The organism is Cupriavidus sp. 01L45 (assembly GCF_056399885.1).
Genome location: NZ_JBFTSG010000009.1, coordinates 133,245 through 151,763 on the forward strand (window position 1 = coordinate 133,245; position 18,519 = coordinate 151,763).

The following is an 18,519-nucleotide window of genomic DNA, read 5'->3' on the forward strand; positions in this document are numbered from 1 at the left end:
CCAAGTTCAGGGTCCGGCCATGGCGGCCATGACGAAAACGCCCAGCGTTACGCCGCGCAATGCGATAGGTCCGGGCAGCGCTTGTGCGAGCTCCTGCTATTGCCCACCACACAAGACTCGTTCCCCCGACTCCATCATGAACCACACAGATCAAGACGCGGCTGCCGCGCATCAAGGCGGGCCGCTGGCCGGCGTGCGCATCCTCGACATGGCCACGGTTGTGGCCGCCCCGTTTGCCAGCACGCTGTGCGCCGACATGGGCGCGGAAGTCGTCAAGCTCGAGTTGCCCGACGGCACCGATCCGCTGCGTGGGCTGGCGCCGGTCAAGGATAAGCTGCCGCTTTACTGGAAGGTCACCAATCGCGGCAAGCGCGGCATCACGCTCGACGTGCGCAAACCGGAGGGCCGCGCACTGTTTCTCAAGATGCTGCCGCAGTTCGACGTGCTGGTGGAGAACTTCCGTACCGGCACGCTGGATCGCTGGGGCCTGGATGCCGGGACGCTGCACGCCGCCAACCCGCGCTTGACGATCCTGCGCCTGACCGGCTTCGGGCAGACCGGGCCGTATGCTGGTCGCGCGGGTTTTGCGCGCGTGTTCGAAGCGATGAGCGGCTTCACCAACCTGGTGGGCGATCCCTGCGGCCCGCCGTTGCACATGAACTATCCGATGGGCGATATGGTGGCGGGGCTGTTCGGTGCGTTTTCGATTGCGGCCGCCGTGGCCGACAGCCGGCGCGCGCAGGATCGTGGCAATGGCGTGCACGGCCGCGAGATCGACCTGTCGGCGACTGAGGCATTGTTCCGTTTGCTGGAGCCGCTCGCCGTGGAGTACGAGCAACTGGGGCAGGTGCGCCAGCGCGCCGGCAATCGTGCCACCTACACCGCGCCGTCCAATATGTACGCCACGGCGGATGGCCACTGGGTTTCGCTGGTAGCCTCGTCGGACCCGATCTTCCGCCGCCTTTGCCATGCCATCGGCGAGGCCGGCATGGCGGACGACCCGCGCTATGCCAGCAACCCGGAGCGCGTGCGCCATCTGGATGCGCTCGATGCCGTCATCAAGACATGGTTCGCCACGCATGACTACGCGGCAGTGGCGCAGGCGCTCGGCGCGCGCGAGATCCCGTTCAGCAAGATATTCACCATCGCCGATATCATGCGGGATCCGCATTTCCAGGCACGCGGCGCGATCGTCCGCTTGCCCGATCCCGATCTCGGCTCGATTCCCGCGCCTTGCATGGTGCCGCGGTTTTCCGGCCACCAGCCGCCGGCGCCCCGCAGCGGCCCGGCGGTGGGCGAGCACAACGACGCCTTCTACGGCGAACTGGGCCTGACGGCGGCCGATCTGGAGACGCTGCGCGGACAGCAAGTGGTCTGAGCGCGCCGTGAGCGTCGCGTGTCCCGGCCGAGGAGGCGTTGCAGCCGCCTCATGCGCAACTCGTGCTAAAGTGCCCTGATGCGATCCTCCGGAGGAGCATCATGGCTAAGGATTCCACGCCGCACCTGCAGGCTATTGTCCAGACAGCCCCCCAGGCGGGGCGCTATGTATGGGTAATCACCCTGGTCGATTTCTCTGCGCAGTTGCTCAAGCGCACCATTGTTTCGGACGATACCTTCACCACATCGGATGCTGCGCGCGTAGCCGGCGACGCGCAGCTCAAGGCGATGGCGGCGGATAGATAGCCGCACGGTATTGGCGATGCGGTTCCTCGCACTGGCGGTGCGAGGCCGGCACGCGGGGACGAAGTGCACGCGCAAGGCGCGGGAGCGATGATGAGCATGTGCGAGGCCTGTGCGCAGATCCAGCCTGGCTCGATCGGCGGCACGGGGCATCCCCGGCTGCTATTGACGGACACGCAGCGCATCAAGCCGCGCGGCCAGCCCGCGATCACCTTTGCCACCTACACCTGTGCCGATTGCGGTTGCCGCTGGCGGCACGAGAGCGACAAGAACGGCAAGGGGCCTGGCTGGTCGATACAGACCTGAAGGCAACCTGAAGGCAGCATGAAGGTATTGTCGCCATCGCCCGGGAACAGGGCGAGGCGAATCCGCTGCGGTGCGGCGCCGGCAGGCCGCATTCGCCATTCAACCATCACTAGGGGAGCGCAAGTTGGACACTGGACCATTTACCCGCTACAAGGGTTTCGATCTCTATCCGCTGATCTATCGCCACCAGGCTGAGCGCACCTGGCCAGAGCGCCGGCCGGATCGCAGTTTCAATGCTTCCGTGGTTATCTGCCGCGAAGGACATGAGCCGGGCACCGAGCGTTCGCGCGTGTTCCGGCTTGCCGCGGCGCCCTGGGACAATATCGGCACCGCGCGCCGCGGCGCGGTGAAGTTCGGCGAGGACATCATCAACGGCCTGGTGCCGGGCGAGTCCGTCAGCGCGCTGTAGGGGGGGAGGCCGGCTGGCGCCGGCGCTCCAATGCGGCGGCAGGCGGCCGCGTCGCCATGCCATCGCTACCGGCGCGTGCGCGCCGGTCCTGTCATCCGCGCATCACGGCGTCATGGCGCTATACACCTTGTTCCGGAACCAGGCGCGGTAGTACTCACGCTGCCCGGGCGCCTGCATCATCCAGATCGCCACGGTCTTCTCCTTCGGGTCGACCCAGAAGTAGGTGCCCCCGACTCCGCCCCAGTAGTAGTCGCCAACCGACCCCGGCGTGGCTGCCTCGCCAGTGCCCGTGCGCGTGCCGAAACCGAGGCCGAAGCCATAGCCCGGACCCGGCAGGTAGGCCGGGCCGCGCGCCAGCGAAGGCCCGGCAATCGTGCCGAGGTGGTCGGCAGTCATATAGGCGACCGTCTTCGGCGAGAGCAGGCGCACGCCGTCGATTTCGCCGCCGTTGAGCAGCATCTGGGCAAAGCGGAAGTAATCCGCCGCGGTCGACACCAGCCCGCCGCCACCCGATTCGAGTTTCGGCGCGTGGCGCACATCGATCAGCCCGACCGGTACCTTGCTGTCGGGGTCGATGGCAAAGGGCTCGGCGATGCGGGCCTGCTGGGCCTGCGGAACCCAGAAGCCAGTGTCCTTCATCTGCAAGGGCGTGAAGATGCGCTGCTGCAGATGCGCCGCCAGGGTCTGGCCCGACACGCGTTCCAGCAAGGCGCCCAGCACATCGGTGGAGCGGCTGTACTCCCAGGTGGTGCCCGGCTGAAACTGCAGCGGCACCTTGGCGAGACGGCTAATGAATTCCGTATTGCTTTGCTCTGTGGCATCCACGTCCAGGCGCTTGTATTCCTCCTTGACCAGCGACTTGCCGAACACGCCATAGGTCAGCCCCGACGTATGGCGCATCAGGTCCTGCACTGTCATCTCGCGCTGGGCTGGCACCAGTTCCAGCACGGGCTTGCCGGCGGCGTCGGTCTTCTCCACGCCGACCCGCAGGCCCTTGAGTTCGGGCAGGTACCTGGAGACCGGATCGGCAAGCTGCAGGCGTCCGTCCTCGACCATCATCATCACGGCCACCGAGACGATTGGCTTGCTCATCGAATAGATGCGGAAGATCGAGTCGGACCGCATCGGTACCTTGCCGGCCGCATCCTGCCAGCCGATGGACTGCGTATCGACGATTTTGCCGTTGCGTGCGAGCAGGTACACGGCGCCGGGAATACGGCCCTGCGCGACATCGGCACGCACGCGTGTGCTCATGGCGTCCAGTTGCGCGGTGGAAAAACGGGTCGTGAGCGGGGCGGCGCTCTGCGTCGACTCCGGGGCCGCGCAAGCGGCCAGCAACGCGACCGCAAGCACTGGCAATGTGCTACGTATCATTTGTCTCATCCTTTGTCTTATCGTTGTTTTGGCAATGTCTTATCGATGTTGCATCGATAGCGGCTCGATTCCGGCAAAAGCCACGCGATCATCGCATGCATGATCGTGCGCGTGTATCGAGGCTCACCCGGATCAGGCCTCGCGCCATGCTACGATCCCGACAAATTATTCGGAGGTGAAGATGTCCAAGCACGTGTTCACTCGCGGCCAGTATCTGGCAATCCTCAATGAAAGCCTGAAGAACGATCCGAGGTGGCAGCCCGGCATGGCGTTTGTCTTTCATCCGCCCGGCGCTGACGAAGCCAGTGCGACCGGCGTCGGCTGTACCGGCCCGGACGAGGCGCTTCCCGTCTACGCGGAGATCGAGCGTGTGGCGGCGGAGTTGATCGAGGTGAGGGAGGCGGAATAGGCGCGGTCCGAGGTAGTCTCGGGACGTGGGGCGCGGGTGCCGGGCGTGCGCGCGCTGTGCAGCGCGCGCAATACAAAGCGGGACCTGCCGCCGACCTGCGTACAATACCGCCCCAGACAGACTCTAGCGGAACATGCCGTGAAAAAGACCGACCTCGAAAAGAACAAAGCACTGAAGCTGGCCAACAGCCTGAAGCTGTCCGCCGCCCTCCGCGCCGGGCGCGATACCGGCCCGGCCAAGGTCGATCGCCGCGAACAGCGCCGGCTCGACCAGGAACAAGGCCTGGTGCCGTTTGCCTGCAAGCTCGACGCTGAACTGGTCAAGCGCCTGCAGGCGCTGGCTCCGGCGCATGCCGGTGGCATGAGCGGCCTGCTCAAGGAAGCGCTGGAACGCGGCCTGCCCGCGCAGGACGCGGCAGGCTGATATCCGCGTGGACGCGGTCTGGGATGAAACGCTGAAACATGTGCGCCTTCATTCACAGGGTGGCGCGAAACGCTGAATGGTAAAAACAAAACGCCCGCTGGCATATCAGCGGGCGTTTTGCTATCCGGGGTCCGGGTTATGCGCCGGATCGGCAAGCTCGCAACTTAATGCACGAACAGCCAGATCAGCAGCAGCACGAAGGCCGGGACACCGAGCAACCAGGCGAGGATGTAGGGCATGATTTCCTTCCTTTCTTCCGTGTTTTCCATGGTTCCACTATAAGCAGGGCGGATCTGGCGCGGTGTCCGGCGGCTTCCCCTTGCGTTGTAGGATGCGGCTGACGAATGTAGGAACTCTGCGCATGCCAGGGGCAGCGGGTTTGCCGCGCAAGGGACGGCTCAGCCGGGAGCGGCGGGAAGGACGGGGGAGGGGAGTCGGGGGAATTCGGCTGCCCGGCGGAGACGCCAGGCGGGGCCTGGGGATAACGACCTGCCGGCCGTTATCCCTCGGTGTGGGCAAAGGGGTAAAGGGACGCTCAGTCCTCTTCGCCTTCCTCCGAATCGAGGAAATCGCGCCGTAACATCCAGTTTTCGATGGCTTCGTCGCAGATCTTCTTGAGTTTCTGCTTCTCCGGCACTTTGTCGAACAACTCAAAGTTCACCAGGGCGATGCCGGCGTCGGAGATGTAGAACAGGCGGCCCGGCTCGTCGTARTGCACGAKGCGSCCGTCGATGCCGGTTTCCTCGCTGTCGACCGGCATGTCTTCCAGTTCGACCACCCGGCACGTGAAGCGCGGCGCGCGGGTATGGGTCAGATATTCAAATTCGTCATGCATGACCTCGCCGCCCTTGGGCGTGAAGATCGCGAAGCCCCAGATAAAGCGGGGCATCGGCAGATCGGACAGATCATCAATCTCGTCCATGGTGTTCTCCCTGATTYGATAACCCGCATTATCGCTCGACCGGGGCGTCAGCACCAAAATGTTCTGGAGATGGTCTACTTGACCGCACGGCAGTTGGCGTAGACCGGCGGTGCGTTTTCGCCCTTGGTCAGGTCCTCCAGCATGCCTTCGTCGCCCTTGGTGATCCACAGGTGGGCACCATGCGCATAGCGGGCGCCAGAGCCGGTGAGCACGCTGACGAAGAGCAGCGGCTTGCCGTCCAGCCGCAGGATGGCGATCTGGTTGTCTGCGCTGTTGAAGTAGCGCGCCGTGAGCTGTTTGCCTTCGTCGCACTGGTAGCGCACGGTGCGGGCCGGGTCGAAGCGCACGCCGTCGATGCCGGGCCTGGCGAAGGCGGGGGCCGCGGCCAGGCAGATGGCGCCGGCGAGAGCGCAGTTGGCGGCGCGGCGCAGGAGCGAACGAAGGGACATGTGGTTTCCTTGTTGATCAGGTGCCGATGAAACAGGCCAGGGTGTGACGGCCGCGTTTCCCGTGGGGCGGCGTCGCCTTCAGGCCAGCATATAGCTGCTTGCGAGACCTCGGAAACTGTCCACCTCGGCGGATTGCCAGGCGGCGTCGTGACCAAGCTCCTCGGCCAGGATCTCGGCTACCCGGGGCGCTGCCGCGCTGGCGGCGCTGGCTTCCAGGAATAGTGCGCGATTGCGGCGCGCCAGCACGTCTTCGACCCGCCGCGCCAGCTCGAAGCGCGCGGCAAAGCGCACATGGGCGGCAGTGAGCCCGGAGCCGGGCACCAGCAATTCGTCGTTGCCCGGCAGCGCGCGCAGCATGCCGAGTTCGTTGCCGTAGTAGCGGTCGGGCGAACCGCTGCCGGACGGGGGCAGGTCGGCTGGCAAGCCTTGCGAGCCATGCAGCGGCAGTTCCGCGGTCACGCATGGCGCGGCCGGCAGCATCTGGCGCTGGATTGCCGTGCCCACCACGTCCTCGGCCATCTTGCGGTAGGTGGTCCATTTGCCGCCGGTGACGGTGATCAGGCCGGCCTTGGAGACCAGGATGGTGTGCTCGCGCGAGAGCGAGGCGGTGGAGGCTTCGCCGGTGGCCTTGACCAGCGGGCGCAGGCCGGCCCAGACGCTGGTCACGTCGGCGCGGGTGGGCGTGCGCGACAGGTAGCGCGCGGCGGTCTCCAGGATGAAGTCGACATCGTCGGCGCCGGCATGGGGCTCCAGCGGCAGGTCCTGGCGCGGGGTATCGGTGGTGCCGACGATGGTGTGGCCGTTCCAGGGCACCACGAACAGCACGCGGCCGTCGTCGGTCTTGGGGATCAGGATGGCGCGGTCGCCGGGCAGGAAGCTGCGCGGCAGCGTCAGATGCACGCCCTGGCTGGGCGCCACCATGCTGCGCGCGTTGCCGTCTTCCATCTGGCGGATGGCATCGACCCAGACGCCGGTGGCGTTGATCACACAGGGCGCCTTGAGGTCGAAGCTGGCGCCGCCCAGCACGTCCTGCACGGTGACGCCGTCAATCACGCCATTGCGCTGTGACAATCCGCTCACGCGCAGGTAGTTGATGGCCGTGCCGCCCACATCGAACAGCGTGCGCATCAGCGCGATGGCCAGGCGGGCGTCGTCGAACTGCCCGTCGAAGTACAGATTGCCGCCGCGCAGGGGCCGGCCCCCCACGTGCTCGGCCAGGGTCGGTGCCGCCGCCAGCGTCTCGCGGTGGTTCAGCCAGCGGCTGCCGGACAGGTTGAGTCCGCCGGCCAGCATGTCATAGAGCTTCAGGCCGATGCCGTAGAAGGGCTGGTCGAACAACTGGTAGGCAGGTACCACGAAGCCGAGCGGCCATACCAGATGGGGCGCGTTGCGGGCCAGCAGGCCGCGCTCGTGGAGCGCCTCGCGCACCAGGCTGATATTGCCCTGCGCGAGGTAGCGCACGCCGCCATGGACCAGCTTGGTGGCCTTGCTGGACGTGCCCTTGGCGAAGTCGGCGGCTTCCACCAGCAGCGTGCGGTAGCCGCGCGAGGCGGCATCCACCGCCGTGCCCAGGCCGGTGGCGCCGCCGCCGATGACGATCACATCCCACTTCGGCTCGCGCTCGAGGGTGGCGAGCAGGGCGGCGCGGTCTGGCGGCAGGATGGGAGTAGACAGTTTCTGCATGATTCCTTGTTTGATGCGAATGYTGATGGCGGGCGCTGATTGCGTTGCGCGGTTCCGCCGGTTATGCCGGTTGCGCGGGATGTGGCCCGCCCGCGCTCAGTTTGCCGATCGGGGCGGCGCGCTGTCCTCGCGGGCCCAGTCGCGCGCGCGTTCTACCGCGCGATGCCAGCGCCACAGCCGGTAAGCGCGCGCATCCGCGGACAGGTTGGGCTCGAAGCGGTGCTCCACCTGCCACTGGCTGGCGATCTCTTCCTCGCCGCTCCAGTAGCCGGTGGCCAGCCCCGCCAGGTAGGCGGCGCCGAGCGCCGTGGTCTCGGTCACGCGCGGGCGCACCACGGCCGTGCCGAGCAGGTCGGCCTGCATCTGCATCAGCAGATCGCTGCGCGAAGCGCCGCCGTCCACGCGCAGTTCGGCCAGCGAGATGCCGGCGTCCTTCTGCATGGCGTCCAGCACGTCCACGCTTTGCAGCGCGATCGATTCCAGCGCGGCGCGGGCGATGTGAGGGCGTCCGCTGCCGCGCGTGAGGCCCACCAGCGTGCCGCGCGCGAACGGGTCCCAGTGCGGCGCGCCCAGGCCGGCGAAGGCTGGCACCAGCACCACGCCGTCGGTGTCGTCGCACTGGCGCGCCAGCGGTTCGACTTCGGGTGCGCTGTTGATGATCTGCAAGCCGTCGCGCAGCCACTGGATGGTGGCGCCGCCCATGAATACGCCGCCCTCCAGGCAATATTGCGTGCGGCTGGCGGCCGGCGCCGTTCCGCCCAGTTGCCAGCCGATGGTGGTCAGCAACCGGTTGTGCGAAGTCACCGGCTGCGACCCCGTGTTCATCAGCAGGAAGCAGCCGGTGCCGTAGGTGTTCTTGGCCATGCCGGGCGCGTGGCAGGCCTGGCCGTAGGTGGCGGCCTGCTGGTCGCCGGCGATGCCGGCGATCGGGATCTCCGCGCCGAACAGCCTCAGTGCGGTGCGTGCCACCTCGCCGCTGGAAGGCACTACCTCGGGCAGCAGGCTGCGCGGGATATCAAGCAGGCCGAGCAGGGCGTCGTCCCACTGGAAGGTGTGGATGTTGAACAGCAGCGTGCGCGAGGCGTTGGATACATCGGTGACGTGGCGCTTGCCGTCCGTGAGCTGCCAGATCAGCCAGCTGTCGACCGTGCCGAAGGCCAGCTCACCGCGCTCGGCGCGTTCGCGCGCGCCTTCGGTGTTGTCCAGCATCCAGCGCAGCTTGGTGCCGGAAAAATAGGCGTCGAGGATCAGGCCGGTCTTGTCGCGGAACAGGTCGCCGTGGCCCTCGGCCTGCAGCGTCTCGCACATCGGCGCCGTGCGGCGATCCTGCCAGACCAGCGCGCGGCCGATCGGCTCGCCGGTCTGGCGGTCCCACAGCACGGTGGTCTCGCGCTGGTTGGTAATGCCGATGGCGCGAATCTGGCTGGCCGAGACGCCGGCATCGTTGAGCACCTCGTGCGCCACCGCCAGCTGCGATTGCCAGATCTCGTAGGGATCGTGCTCGACATGGCCAGGGTGCGGGTAATATTGCCGGAATTCGCGCTGCGCGACCCGCGCCACATTGCCGGCGTGATCGAACAGGATGGCGCGCGAGCTGCTGGTGCCCTGGTCGAGCGCCAGTATGAATTGCGGCAGGCCCGGCGGCTGAATTTGCGTCATGCGTTTTGTCCTGGAAATACTTTTACGGGCGTGCCTTGCCGGCCGCCGAGATCATTCATGTCCGATACCTTGCCCGACAGCCAAGTCCGCGATACCGGCGTTTCCGCCATTTCCCGCATTAGCGGATCGCTCGCCGCGCGCAGCCCCTTCGATGCCGAAGCCCATCTGCGGCTGACGGTGGCAGGGCGCCAGGTTGGCTGGCTGCCGCGCGCGCATGCCGGCATCCTGCGCGCGCAGGAGGCAGTGCCGGGCGTGCTGGGCGATTCGCAAGACGGCAGCGTGGCGCTGCTGCCGTCTTGCGGCGACTTTGCGGCGCGCAGCGCCACGCTGGCGGTGCTGGCGCGCTGGCTGGCGGATACCGGCCATGTGCGTGGCTGGCGCGACGAACTGTTCGCCGTCACGCCCGCGCTGGAGGCGCTGGCTTTTGCCACCATCGAACGCGCGGCGGCGCGTTTTCTCGGGCTGCTGACCTTCGCCTCGCACATGAATGGCGTGATTGCCGGCGAACGCGCCTTGTGGATTTCACGCCGCAGCGCGGCCAAGGCGGTCGATCCGGGGATGTGGGACAACCTGGTCGCAGGCGGCATGCCGCACGGCAGCGATCCGCTCGCCACGCTGGTGCGCGAGTGCGACGAGGAATCCGGCATCCCGCCGGCGCTGGCGCGGCGTGCCGAGTCGCACGGAGTGATCGAAGTCCTGCGCGAAATTCCCGAAGGCGTGCAGTGGGAAGCCGTATATGTGTACGACTTGCCGCTGCCGCCGGATTTCGTGCCGCATAACCGCGACGGCGAGGTGGCCGAGCACCGCCGTATCGAGCCGGAGGCATTGCTTGCTATCATGGCGGATGGCGCCATGACGGTCGATGCGACCCTGGTGACGCTGGATGCGCTCAACCGCCGCGGCTGGAGCGTGCCCGGCACCCCCCGCCCATGATCGGCGCGCACACGACAGAACAACACACGATGAGCAATACCGGATTCATTCTCACCATCTCCTGCCCGGACCAGCCGGGCATCGTCCATGCCGTCTCGGGCCTGCTGTTCCAGCACGGCTGCAATATCGTCGATTCCGACCAGTTCGGCGATGAGTTCACCGGCCGCTTCTTCATGCGGGTGCACTTCACGCCGGCCGCCGGCGGCCCCGACCTGCCCACGCTGAAGGCCGCCTTCGCGCCGGTCGGCGACCAGTTCGCCATGCAGTGGGACCTGTTCGACGCCAGCGTCAAGCCGCGCGTGATGATCATGGTGTCGAAGATCGGCCATTGCCTGAACGACCTGCTGTTCCGCGCCAAGGCCAGCGGCCTGCCGGTGGAGATCGCCGCCATCGTGTCGAACCACCGCGATTTCTACCAGCTGGCGGCGTCGTACGATATTCCGTTCTTCCACCTGCCGATGATGAACGCCTCGGCCGAGCAGAAGGCCGCGCAGGAAAACAAGGTGTTCGAGATCGTGCAGGAGCAGAACATCGACCTGGTGGTGCTGGCGCGCTACATGCAGGTGCTGTCCGACGACCTGTGCCGCAAGCTGGCCGGCCGCGCCATCAATATCCACCACTCTTTCCTGCCCAGCTTCAAGGGCGCCAAGCCTTACTACCAGGCGCACGACCGCGGCGTGAAGCTGATCGGCGCCACCGCCCACTACGTGACGGCCGCGCTGGACGAAGGCCCGATCATCGAGCAGGAAATCGAGCGCGTGGACCACAGCATGGATCCCGAGCAGCTCACGGCGGTGGGCCGCGACGTGGAATGCGTGGCCCTGGCGCGCGCCGTCAAATGGCATGCCGAGCACCGCATCCTGCTCAACGGCCACAAGACCGTCGTCTTCAAGTAAGCCCATCACCAGGTGCCCGGCGCCAGCCGCGCCGGCACCGCCTCGCCAGCCTGGACGCTGCCGGTCGGCGCGCTCACGCCTGCGCGACCACACAGCTCACTCCGCTTTCTTCCAGCATGCTCTCGAACGGCGGCTTCAGCGGCTGATCGGTGAAGAGCCGGTCGATCTCCGAGAGATGCGCCAGTTCCACCATGGCTTGCCGGTTGAACTTGCTGGCATCCGCCGCCAGCCAGACTTCGCGCGAATGCTCGATGATGGTCCGCGCCACCTTCACTTCGCGAAAATCGTAGTCGCGCAGCGTGCCATCGGCCTCGATGCCCGAAATGCCGATCAGGCCGATATCCACCTTGAACTGGCTGATGAACTCCACCGTGGCCTCGCCCACGATGCCGCGGTCGCGCGAGCGCAGCACCCCGCCGGCGACGATGACCTCGCAATCGGGGTTGTCGGCCAGGATGCTGGCCACGTTCAGGTTGTTGGTGATCACGCGCAGCCCGCGGTGATGCATCAGCTCGCGTGCGATTTCTTCCACCGTGGTGCCGATATTGAGGATCAGCGAGCAACCCTCGGGCACCGCGCTGGCCACGGTGCGCGCAATGCGCGCCTTGCCTTCGGCATTGAGCACCTGGCGCTGGCGATAGGCGATGTTCTCCACCGTCGAGCCCTCGACCCGCACGCCACCGTGAAAGCGCGCCAGCATGCCGCTTTCGGCCAGCATGTTGACGTCGCGGCGAACTGTCTGCAGGGTCACGCCGAACTTGCGCGCAAGTTCGTCGATGGAAGCGAAGCCCTGGTTGCGAACCTCTTCAAGCAGGGCGGTCTGGCGTGGATTTAGCGTCATGCCGGCATTCTAGTTCAAACACAAACGAAAACAAATGATGCAGTGCATGATTGTTTTATGTTCGTTTTTGAACTAAAACGAGCGGAAGCAAAGATTTGTGCGTCTGCGTCGATGCAGGTCCGGCGGCGCGGAACAGCATGTCGAACCCCGGAGACCCGATGCAGCTCAGATTGGAAGGCATCGCCCAGCAGGCAGGCTCGCAGGCGTATCTGTATCCCATGTCTTTGTCGCCCGTGCCGGGCGCGGTAACTATTCTGCTCGGTGCCACGCAGGCCGGCAAGACTTCATTGATGCGGGTCATGGCGGGGCTGGACCGGCCCAGCGCCGGCCGGGTAGAGGTGGACGGCGTGGACGTGACCGGCATGCCCGTACGGGAGCGCAATGTCTCCATGGTCTACCAGCAGTTCATCAACTACCCCTCGCTGAGCGTTTTCGACAATATCGCCTCGCCGCTCAAGCTGCGCCGCGCCAAGGACATCGATGGGCAGGTACGCGCGCTTGCCGCCCGGCTGCATATCGAGCACCTGCTCGACCGCCTTCCCGCGGAGCTCTCCGGCGGGCAGCAGCAACGCGTGGCGCTGGCGCGCGCGCTGGCCAAGGGCGCGCCGCTGATGCTGCTGGACGAGCCCCTGGTCAACCTGGACTACAAGCTGCGCGAAGAACTGCGCGAGGAGCTGACGCAGCTCTTCGCCCATGGCAATGCCACGGTGATCTACGCCACGACGGAGCCGTCGGAGGCATTGCTGCTGGGCGGCCACACCGCGGTGCTGGACGCGGGCGAACTGCTGCAGTACGGGCCGACGCCGGAAGTCTTCCACTATCCCGCCTCGCTGCGCGTGGCGCGCGCCTTCAGCGATCCTCCGATGAACCTGATGGCGGGCGAGATGCAGGCAGGCGCGCTCGCGCTGGCGGGCGGCATTACCCTCCCGCTGCCCGAAGCGGCGACCCACGCCGGCGCGGTGACGGTTGGCGTGCGGGCCGGTGCATTGCGGCTGGATGCCGTGCCCGGCTCCGTGCCGGTGGCCGGCCGCGTGGCGCTGGCGGAGCTGTCCGGATCGGATACCTTCGTGCATATGGACTCGCCGGTGGGCAACCTGGTGGCGCAGTTTCCCGGCGTGGTAGATCTGGAACTCGGGGCGCCGCTCACGCTGCATCTCGATCCCGCGCAGCTCTACCTGTTCGATGCCGGTGGCACGCGCATCCACGCGCCCAGGCGGCCGGGCAGGGTGGCGCCGGCGGCTGCCGAGCTGGGAGCCTGAGATGGCGCGCATCGACCTCGACCTGTCCCATTCCTACCGGCCCGAACCGCAATCGGACGAAGACTATGCGCTGCTGCCGTTGAAGTTCACCTTCAACGACGGCGGCGCCTACGCCTTGCTCGGGCCTTCCGGCTGCGGCAAGACCACCCTGCTCAATTGCATTTCCGGCCTGCAGCGGCCCTCGCACGGCACCGTCTCCTTCGATGGCCGCGAAGTGACCGCGGCCACCCCGCAGGCGCGCAATATCGCCCAGGTGTTCCAGTTCCCGGTGATCTACGACACCATGACGGTAGGCGAAAACCTGGCTTTTCCGCTGCGCAACCGCGGCGTGGCACCGGCGCAGGTGAAGGAGCGCGTTGGCCGCGTGGCCGAGATGCTCGACTTGTCCGCTGCGCTGGACCGCCGCGCGAGCGGCCTGGCGGCCGATGCCAAGCAGAAGATCTCGCTCGGGCGCGGGCTGGTGCGCCAGGACGTATCGGCCATCCTGTTCGACGAGCCGCTCACGGTGATCGATCCCCACCTCAAATGGCAGTTGCGCCGCAAGCTCAAGGAAATCCATCACGAGTTCCGGCTGACCCTGATCTACGTCACGCATGACCAGACCGAGGCGCTTACCTTTGCCGAGCAAGTGCTGGTGATGTCGCGGGGCAAGGCGGTGCAGGTGGGATCGGCCGAAGCCTTGTTCGAGCGGCCGGCGCATACCTTTGTCGGCAATTTCATCGGCTCGCCGGGCATGAATTTCCTGGCGGGCCAATGGCGCGACGGTGCCATCGAGATCGCCGGGCGGCGCTATTTCCCCGAACTGGTGCCGGCCACGGCCGCGGCACTGCAGGCGGCCGGCACGTTCCAGGTGGGCGTGCGCCCCGAGTACCTGCGGCTGGCCGCCAGCACCGATCCGCAGGCCGTGCCGGCGCGGGTGGAGCGCGCGCAGGACATCGGCACCTACTGGCTGGTCACCGCCAGCGTGCGGGATGCCTCCGGCCACGCTGCCACGGTGCGCGGGCGGCTCGGCAACGAAGCCGTGGCGCTGCAGGCGGGCGAGACCGTGTGGCTGTCCGTGTTCAACCGTCATACCTGTTACTACGTCAACGAGGAGCTGGTTGCATGAGCACGCTGAAGCCCGTCAACCAGAAGGCCTGGCTGCTGGTGATCCCGGTGGTGCTGTGCGTGGCGTTCTCCGCCATCCTGCCGCTGATGACCATTGTCAATTACTCGGTGCAGGACATCATCTCGCCCGAACGCCGCGTGTTCGTCGGCACCGAATGGTTCCGCACGGTGCTGCGCGACGGCGAGCTGCACGATGCGCTGCTGCGCCAGCTCGGCTTCTCGCTGGCGGTGCTGGTGGTGGAGATCCCGCTGGGCATCCTGCTGGCGCTGTCGATGCCGGCCAAAGGGGTGAAGGCATCGGCGGTGCTGGTGGTGATCGCGCTGTCGCTGCTGATCCCGTGGAATGTGGTTGGCACGATCTGGCAGATCTTCGGACGTACCGACATCGGCTTGCTGGGCGCTGCGCTCGCCGGGATGGGGTTCGACTACAACTACACCGGCAGCGCGGTGGACGCCTGGTTCACGGTGCTGGTGATGGATGTCTGGCACTGGACGCCGCTGGTGGCGCTGCTGTGCTATGCYGGCCTGCGCGCGATTCCCGATGCCTACTACCAGGCCGCGCAGATCGACGGCGCCTCGCGCCTGGCGGTGTTCCGCTACATCCAGCTGCCCAAGCTGCGCGGCGTGCTGATGATCGCGGTGCTGCTGCGTTTCATGGACAGCTTCATGATCTACACCGAGCCCTTCGTGCTGACCGGGGGCGGCCCCGGCAACGCCACCACCTTCCTGTCGCAATTCCTGACGCAGAAGGCCGTGGGCCAGTTCGATCTCGGGCCGGCCGCGGCGTTCTCCATCATCTACTTCCTGATCATCCTGCTCACGTGTTTCATCCTCTATAACTGGATGCAGCGCGCGGGCACCGCCGGCAGCGAGGACATGCCTCATGCGTGAAGCCAATCGGAACGCCACCTACTGGCGCGCGGTATTCCTGCTGGGGTACCTGGTGTTCGCCATCCTGCCGATCTACTGGATGCTGAACATGTCGTTCAAGTCCAACGAAGAGATCGTCTCCACGCTGTCGCTGTGGCCAAACGATTTCACGCTGGAGCACTACAAGACCATCTTCACCGACGCGTCCTGGTACTCGGGCTATATCAACTCGATGATCTACGTGGCGATGAACACGGTGATCTCGATCACCGTGGCGCTGCCCGCTGCCTATGCGTTTTCGCGATACCAGTTCATCGGCGACAAGCATGTGTTCTTCTGGCTGCTGACCAACCGCATGACGCCGCCGGCGGTGTTCCTCCTGCCGTTCTTCCAGCTCTATACGACGATCGGGCTGATGGATACGCACCTGGGCGTGGCGCTGGCCCACCTGGTGTTCAACGTGCCGCTGGCGGTGTGGATCCTGGAGGGCTTCATGTCGGGCGTGCCGCGCGAGATCGACGAGACCGCCTATGTGGATGGCTACTCCTTTCCGCGCTTCTTCATGACCATCTTCCTGCCGCTGATCAAGGCGGGCGTGGGCGTGGCCGCATTCTTCTGCTTCATGTTCAGCTGGGTGGAACTGCTGCTGGCGCGCACGCTGACATCGGTCAACGCCAAGCCCATCGTCGCCACCATGACGCGCACGGTGTCGGCCTCCGGCATGGACTGGGGCGTGCTGGCCGCGGCCGGGGTGCTGACCATCGTGCCCGGCGGCATCGTGATCTGGTTTGTGCGGCACTACATCGCGAAGGGCTTCGCGATGGGCCGCGTGTAAGGAGGAGAACGCATGTTCAGCTGGATGGTATGGACCACCCCGGTGGCCGTGTTCTTCGTCTGCATCGCGCTGATGCTGGTGGGCATGACGGTGTGGGAGACGCGCGCGCCCACCATGGAGCGCAAGGGCTTCCTGCCCATCGCTACCACCAGGGGCGACCGGTTGTTCATCGGACTGATGTGCGCCGCCTGGATCAACCTGGCCTGGGTGGGCCTGGGCGAGAAGATGATGGCGTGGTTTTCGCTGGCGGAGGAGCCTTCGATCTGGATCAGCCTGGTGATTTCGATGCTTGCGCTGGCATTGGTGATGCGCAAGGGCTGAGGCTCGCATGGTTCGCCGGCAACCCGGGCCGGCAAGAATAAAGCGACGGATTTTTCGTCAATGGGCATGGCGGCCTGCACCTTCCCCGGACCGCGTCCCAGACAAAGAGCAGGGAGGGGGATTCTCGAGGAGACGTTCATGAAGGTGCACGTGAAGTTGGGCATGACGGCGCTGGCCTGCGCGGCGGCGCTAGCCTGCGGCCACGCCGCGTGGGCGGGCGAGGCCGAGGCCAGGAAGTGGGTCGACAGCGAGTTCCAGCCGTCGACGCTCTCCAAGGACAAGCAGCTCGCCGAGATGAAGTGGTTCATGGACGCGGCCGCCAAGCTCAAGGCCAAGGGCGTCACGCAGATCAGCGTGGTTTCCGAGACCATCACCACCCACGAGTACGAATCCAAGACGCTGGCCAAGGCCTTCGAGGAAATCACCGGCATCCAGGTCAAGCACGACATCATCCAGGAAGGCGACGTGGTGGAGAAGCTGCAGACCTCCATGCAGTCGGGCAAGTCCATCTACGACGGCTGGATTTCCGACTCCGACCTGATCGGCACCCACTACCGCTATGGCGCCATCCTGCCGCTGACCGACTATATGGCCGGCGCCGGCAAGGAGTGGACCAATCCGGGGCTGGACGTGAAGGACTTCATCGGCACCAAGTTCACCACGGCGCCGGACGGCAAGCTCTACCAGTTGCCCGACCAGCAGTTCGCCAACCTGTACTGGTTCCGTGCCGACTGGTTCGCGCGCAAGGACCTGCAGGACAAGTTCAAGGCCAAGTACGGCTATGACCTGGGTGTGCCCACCAACTGGTCCGCGTACGAGGACATCGCCAATTTCTTCTCCAACGATGTCAAGGAACTCGACGGCAAGAAGGTCTTCGGCCATATGGATTACGGCAAGAAGGATCCGTCGCTCGGCTGGCGTTTCACCGACGCCTGGCTGTCGATGGCCGGTTCGGCCGACAAAGGCCTGCCCAACGGCATGCCGGTCGATGAGTGGGGCATCCGCGTGGGCGCCGACAAGTGCACGCCGGAGGGCGCTTCGGTATCGCGCGGCGGCGCCACCAACAGCCCGGCCGCGGTCTATGCGCTCACCAAGTACATCGACTGGATGAAGAAGTACGCGCCGCCGCAGGCCATGGGCATGACCTTCTCTGAAGCCGGCCCGGTGCCGGCGCAAGGGCAGGTGGCGCAGCAGATCTTCTGGTACACGGCGTTCACCGCCGATATGACCAAGAAGGGCCTGCCGGTGGTCAACGCCGATGGCACGCCCAAATGGCGCATGGCGCCGTCGCCCTATGGCCCGTACTGGAAGCAGGGCATGCAGAACGGCTACCAGGACGTAGGCTCCTGGACCTTCTTCAAGAACACCGATCCCAACCGTCTCGCGGCGGCGTGGCTCTACGCGCAGTTCGTGACCTCGAAGACSGTATCGCTGAAGAAGTCGCTCACCGGCCTGACCTTTATCCGCGACAGCGATATCCACCACGACTACCTCACCAAGAACGCGGCGCAGTACGGCGGCCTGATCGAGTTCTACCGCAGCCCGGCACGGGTCGCGTGGACGCCCACCGGGACCAACGTGCCTGACTATCCCAAGCTGGCGCAGTTGTGGTGGAAGAATGTGGCGACAGCCGTCACCGGAGAGAAGACGCCGCAGGCCGCCATGGACAACCTGGCCGAGGAAATGGACCAGGTGATGGGACGGTTGCAGCGCGCCGGCATGACGAACTGCGCGCCCAAGCTGAACCCCAAGAGCGATCCCGCCAAATGGCTGTCGGATGACCACGCGCCCTGGAAGAAGCTGGCCAACGAGAAGCCCAAGGGCGAGACCATCGCCTACGACAAGCTGCTGCAGGCCTGGAAGGAAGGGCGGGTGCGGTAAGACGATCCGGGTAGTGGTCGCCTGGCCCTGAAAGCGGCGGTGCAACGGTGACGTTGCGCCGCCGTTTTTCTGTCCTGAACGAAGTGCCGCCTCATCGACTTTCAGGAGCGTTGAAAAAACCCCTTGACTATCTATCTACCAGTAGATAATATTCAGGACATGGAAGCCACTGCTCCGCCCCAGCAAGAAAGCTGAAGCAGGAAAGAGGATCCAGCGCAACACCCGGGGAATCCCCGTTTTTTTGGGCCAACCAGTCTATCTA

Annotated in this window: 20 protein-coding genes; 14 read left to right on the forward strand and 6 right to left on the reverse strand. The window is 65.8% G+C overall.

Annotation, left to right across the window (positions count from 1 at the left end; translation table 11 throughout):
- Positions 1-136 precede the first annotated feature (136 nt).
- The 4 genes from AC1DT6_RS08695 (at position 137) to AC1DT6_RS08710 (ending at position 2,395) form a co-directional block, all read left to right on the forward strand.
- Positions 137-1,378, forward strand: coding sequence for a CaiB/BaiF CoA transferase family protein (locus AC1DT6_RS08695; protein ID WP_441632601.1), 1,242 nt, complete (start codon positions 137-139; stop codon positions 1,376-1,378).
- Positions 1,379-1,479: 101 nt separating this feature from the next.
- The gene (locus AC1DT6_RS08700; RefSeq protein WP_276289354.1) at positions 1,480-1,683 is read left to right on the forward strand and encodes a hypothetical protein; all 204 of its coding nucleotides are present in this window, start codon (positions 1,480-1,482) and stop codon (positions 1,681-1,683) included.
- A gap of 87 nt (positions 1,684-1,770) precedes the next feature.
- The gene (locus AC1DT6_RS08705) at positions 1,771-1,986 is read left to right on the forward strand and encodes a hypothetical protein (RefSeq protein WP_276289355.1); all 216 of its coding nucleotides are present in this window, start codon (positions 1,771-1,773) and stop codon (positions 1,984-1,986) included.
- 124 nt (positions 1,987-2,110) lie between these two features.
- The gene (locus AC1DT6_RS08710; protein WP_045235542.1) at positions 2,111-2,395 is read left to right on the forward strand and encodes a hypothetical protein; all 285 of its coding nucleotides are present in this window, start codon (positions 2,111-2,113) and stop codon (positions 2,393-2,395) included.
- Between the two features lie 102 nt (positions 2,396-2,497).
- On the opposite strand, the gene AC1DT6_RS08715 is transcribed toward AC1DT6_RS08710, so the two are convergent.
- On the reverse strand, positions 2,498-3,769 hold the full coding sequence (locus tag AC1DT6_RS08715; protein WP_441632604.1) for a serine hydrolase domain-containing protein: 1,272 nt from the start codon (positions 3,767-3,769) through the stop codon (positions 2,498-2,500).
- A gap of 181 nt (positions 3,770-3,950) precedes the next feature.
- Between AC1DT6_RS08715 and AC1DT6_RS08720 the strand changes: the two genes are divergently transcribed.
- Positions 3,951-4,178: a hypothetical protein gene (locus AC1DT6_RS08720; RefSeq protein ID WP_276289358.1), complete on the forward strand. Its 228-nt coding sequence runs from the start codon at positions 3,951-3,953 to the stop codon at positions 4,176-4,178.
- Positions 4,179-4,316: 138 nt separating this feature from the next.
- Positions 4,317-4,601 (forward strand): hypothetical protein, encoded by a 285-nt coding sequence (locus AC1DT6_RS08725; RefSeq protein ID WP_045235539.1) that lies wholly within the window; start codon positions 4,317-4,319, stop codon positions 4,599-4,601.
- Between the two features lie 535 nt (positions 4,602-5,136).
- Here AC1DT6_RS08725 and AC1DT6_RS08730 read toward each other — a convergent pair.
- From AC1DT6_RS08730 to glpK, 4 genes are all read right to left on the reverse strand, one after another.
- Entirely contained in the window at positions 5,137-5,523 is a 387-nt protein-coding gene (locus AC1DT6_RS08730) for a hypothetical protein (protein ID WP_477114633.1), read from the reverse strand.
- A gap of 74 nt (positions 5,524-5,597) precedes the next feature.
- Complete coding sequence (locus tag AC1DT6_RS08735; protein ID WP_441632609.1) at positions 5,598-5,972, reverse strand: MliC family protein; 375 nt, start codon at positions 5,970-5,972, stop codon at positions 5,598-5,600.
- Between the two features lie 78 nt (positions 5,973-6,050).
- Positions 6,051-7,655: a glycerol-3-phosphate dehydrogenase/oxidase gene (locus tag AC1DT6_RS08740; RefSeq protein WP_441632611.1), complete on the reverse strand. Its 1,605-nt coding sequence runs from the start codon at positions 7,653-7,655 to the stop codon at positions 6,051-6,053.
- Positions 7,656-7,751: 96 nt separating this feature from the next.
- Positions 7,752-9,314, reverse strand: coding sequence for a glycerol kinase GlpK (gene glpK / locus AC1DT6_RS08745; protein ID WP_441632613.1), 1,563 nt, complete (start codon positions 9,312-9,314; stop codon positions 7,752-7,754).
- A gap of 57 nt (positions 9,315-9,371) precedes the next feature.
- Between glpK and AC1DT6_RS08750 the strand changes: the two genes are divergently transcribed.
- Positions 9,372-10,247 carry an NUDIX hydrolase gene (locus AC1DT6_RS08750; protein ID WP_441632615.1) on the forward strand — a complete coding sequence of 292 codons (876 nt, stop codon included), beginning with the start codon at positions 9,372-9,374 and terminating at the stop codon, positions 10,245-10,247.
- A gap of 29 nt (positions 10,248-10,276) precedes the next feature.
- Positions 10,277-11,143 (forward strand): formyltetrahydrofolate deformylase, encoded by an 867-nt coding sequence (gene purU, locus AC1DT6_RS08755; protein WP_045235622.1) that lies wholly within the window; start codon positions 10,277-10,279, stop codon positions 11,141-11,143.
- 73 nt (positions 11,144-11,216) lie between these two features.
- Here purU and AC1DT6_RS08760 read toward each other — a convergent pair whose 3' ends face one another.
- Positions 11,217-11,984 carry a DeoR/GlpR family DNA-binding transcription regulator gene (locus AC1DT6_RS08760; protein WP_441632617.1) on the reverse strand — a complete coding sequence of 256 codons (768 nt, stop codon included), beginning with the start codon at positions 11,982-11,984 and terminating at the stop codon, positions 11,217-11,219.
- 158 nt (positions 11,985-12,142) lie between these two features.
- Between AC1DT6_RS08760 and AC1DT6_RS08765 the strand changes: the two genes are divergently transcribed.
- From AC1DT6_RS08765 to AC1DT6_RS08790, 6 genes are all read left to right on the forward strand, one after another.
- A complete protein-coding gene (locus tag AC1DT6_RS08765) occupies positions 12,143-13,243 on the forward strand; it encodes an ABC transporter ATP-binding protein (RefSeq protein ID WP_441632619.1) in 1,101 nt (366 codons plus the stop codon).
- 1 nt (position 13,244) lies between these two features.
- Positions 13,245-14,351 carry an ABC transporter ATP-binding protein gene (locus AC1DT6_RS08770; protein WP_441632621.1) on the forward strand — a complete coding sequence of 369 codons (1,107 nt, stop codon included), beginning with the start codon at positions 13,245-13,247 and terminating at the stop codon, positions 14,349-14,351.
- 5 nt (positions 14,352-14,356) lie between these two features.
- On the forward strand, positions 14,357-15,241 hold the full coding sequence (locus AC1DT6_RS08775; protein WP_156176916.1) for a carbohydrate ABC transporter permease: 885 nt from the start codon (positions 14,357-14,359) through the stop codon (positions 15,239-15,241).
- Positions 15,234-16,055, forward strand: coding sequence for a carbohydrate ABC transporter permease (locus tag AC1DT6_RS08780; protein ID WP_276289910.1), 822 nt, complete (start codon positions 15,234-15,236; stop codon positions 16,053-16,055). Before AC1DT6_RS08775 ends, AC1DT6_RS08780 begins: the two co-directional genes overlap by 8 nt.
- 12 nt (positions 16,056-16,067) lie before the next feature.
- Complete coding sequence (locus tag AC1DT6_RS08785) at positions 16,068-16,376, forward strand: DUF2160 domain-containing protein (protein ID WP_045235528.1); 309 nt, start codon at positions 16,068-16,070, stop codon at positions 16,374-16,376.
- Between the two features lie 150 nt (positions 16,377-16,526).
- Positions 16,527-18,257, forward strand: coding sequence for an ABC transporter substrate-binding protein (locus AC1DT6_RS08790; RefSeq protein WP_045235621.1), 1,731 nt, complete (start codon positions 16,527-16,529; stop codon positions 18,255-18,257).
- The last annotated feature ends 262 nt before the right edge of the window (positions 18,258-18,519 follow it).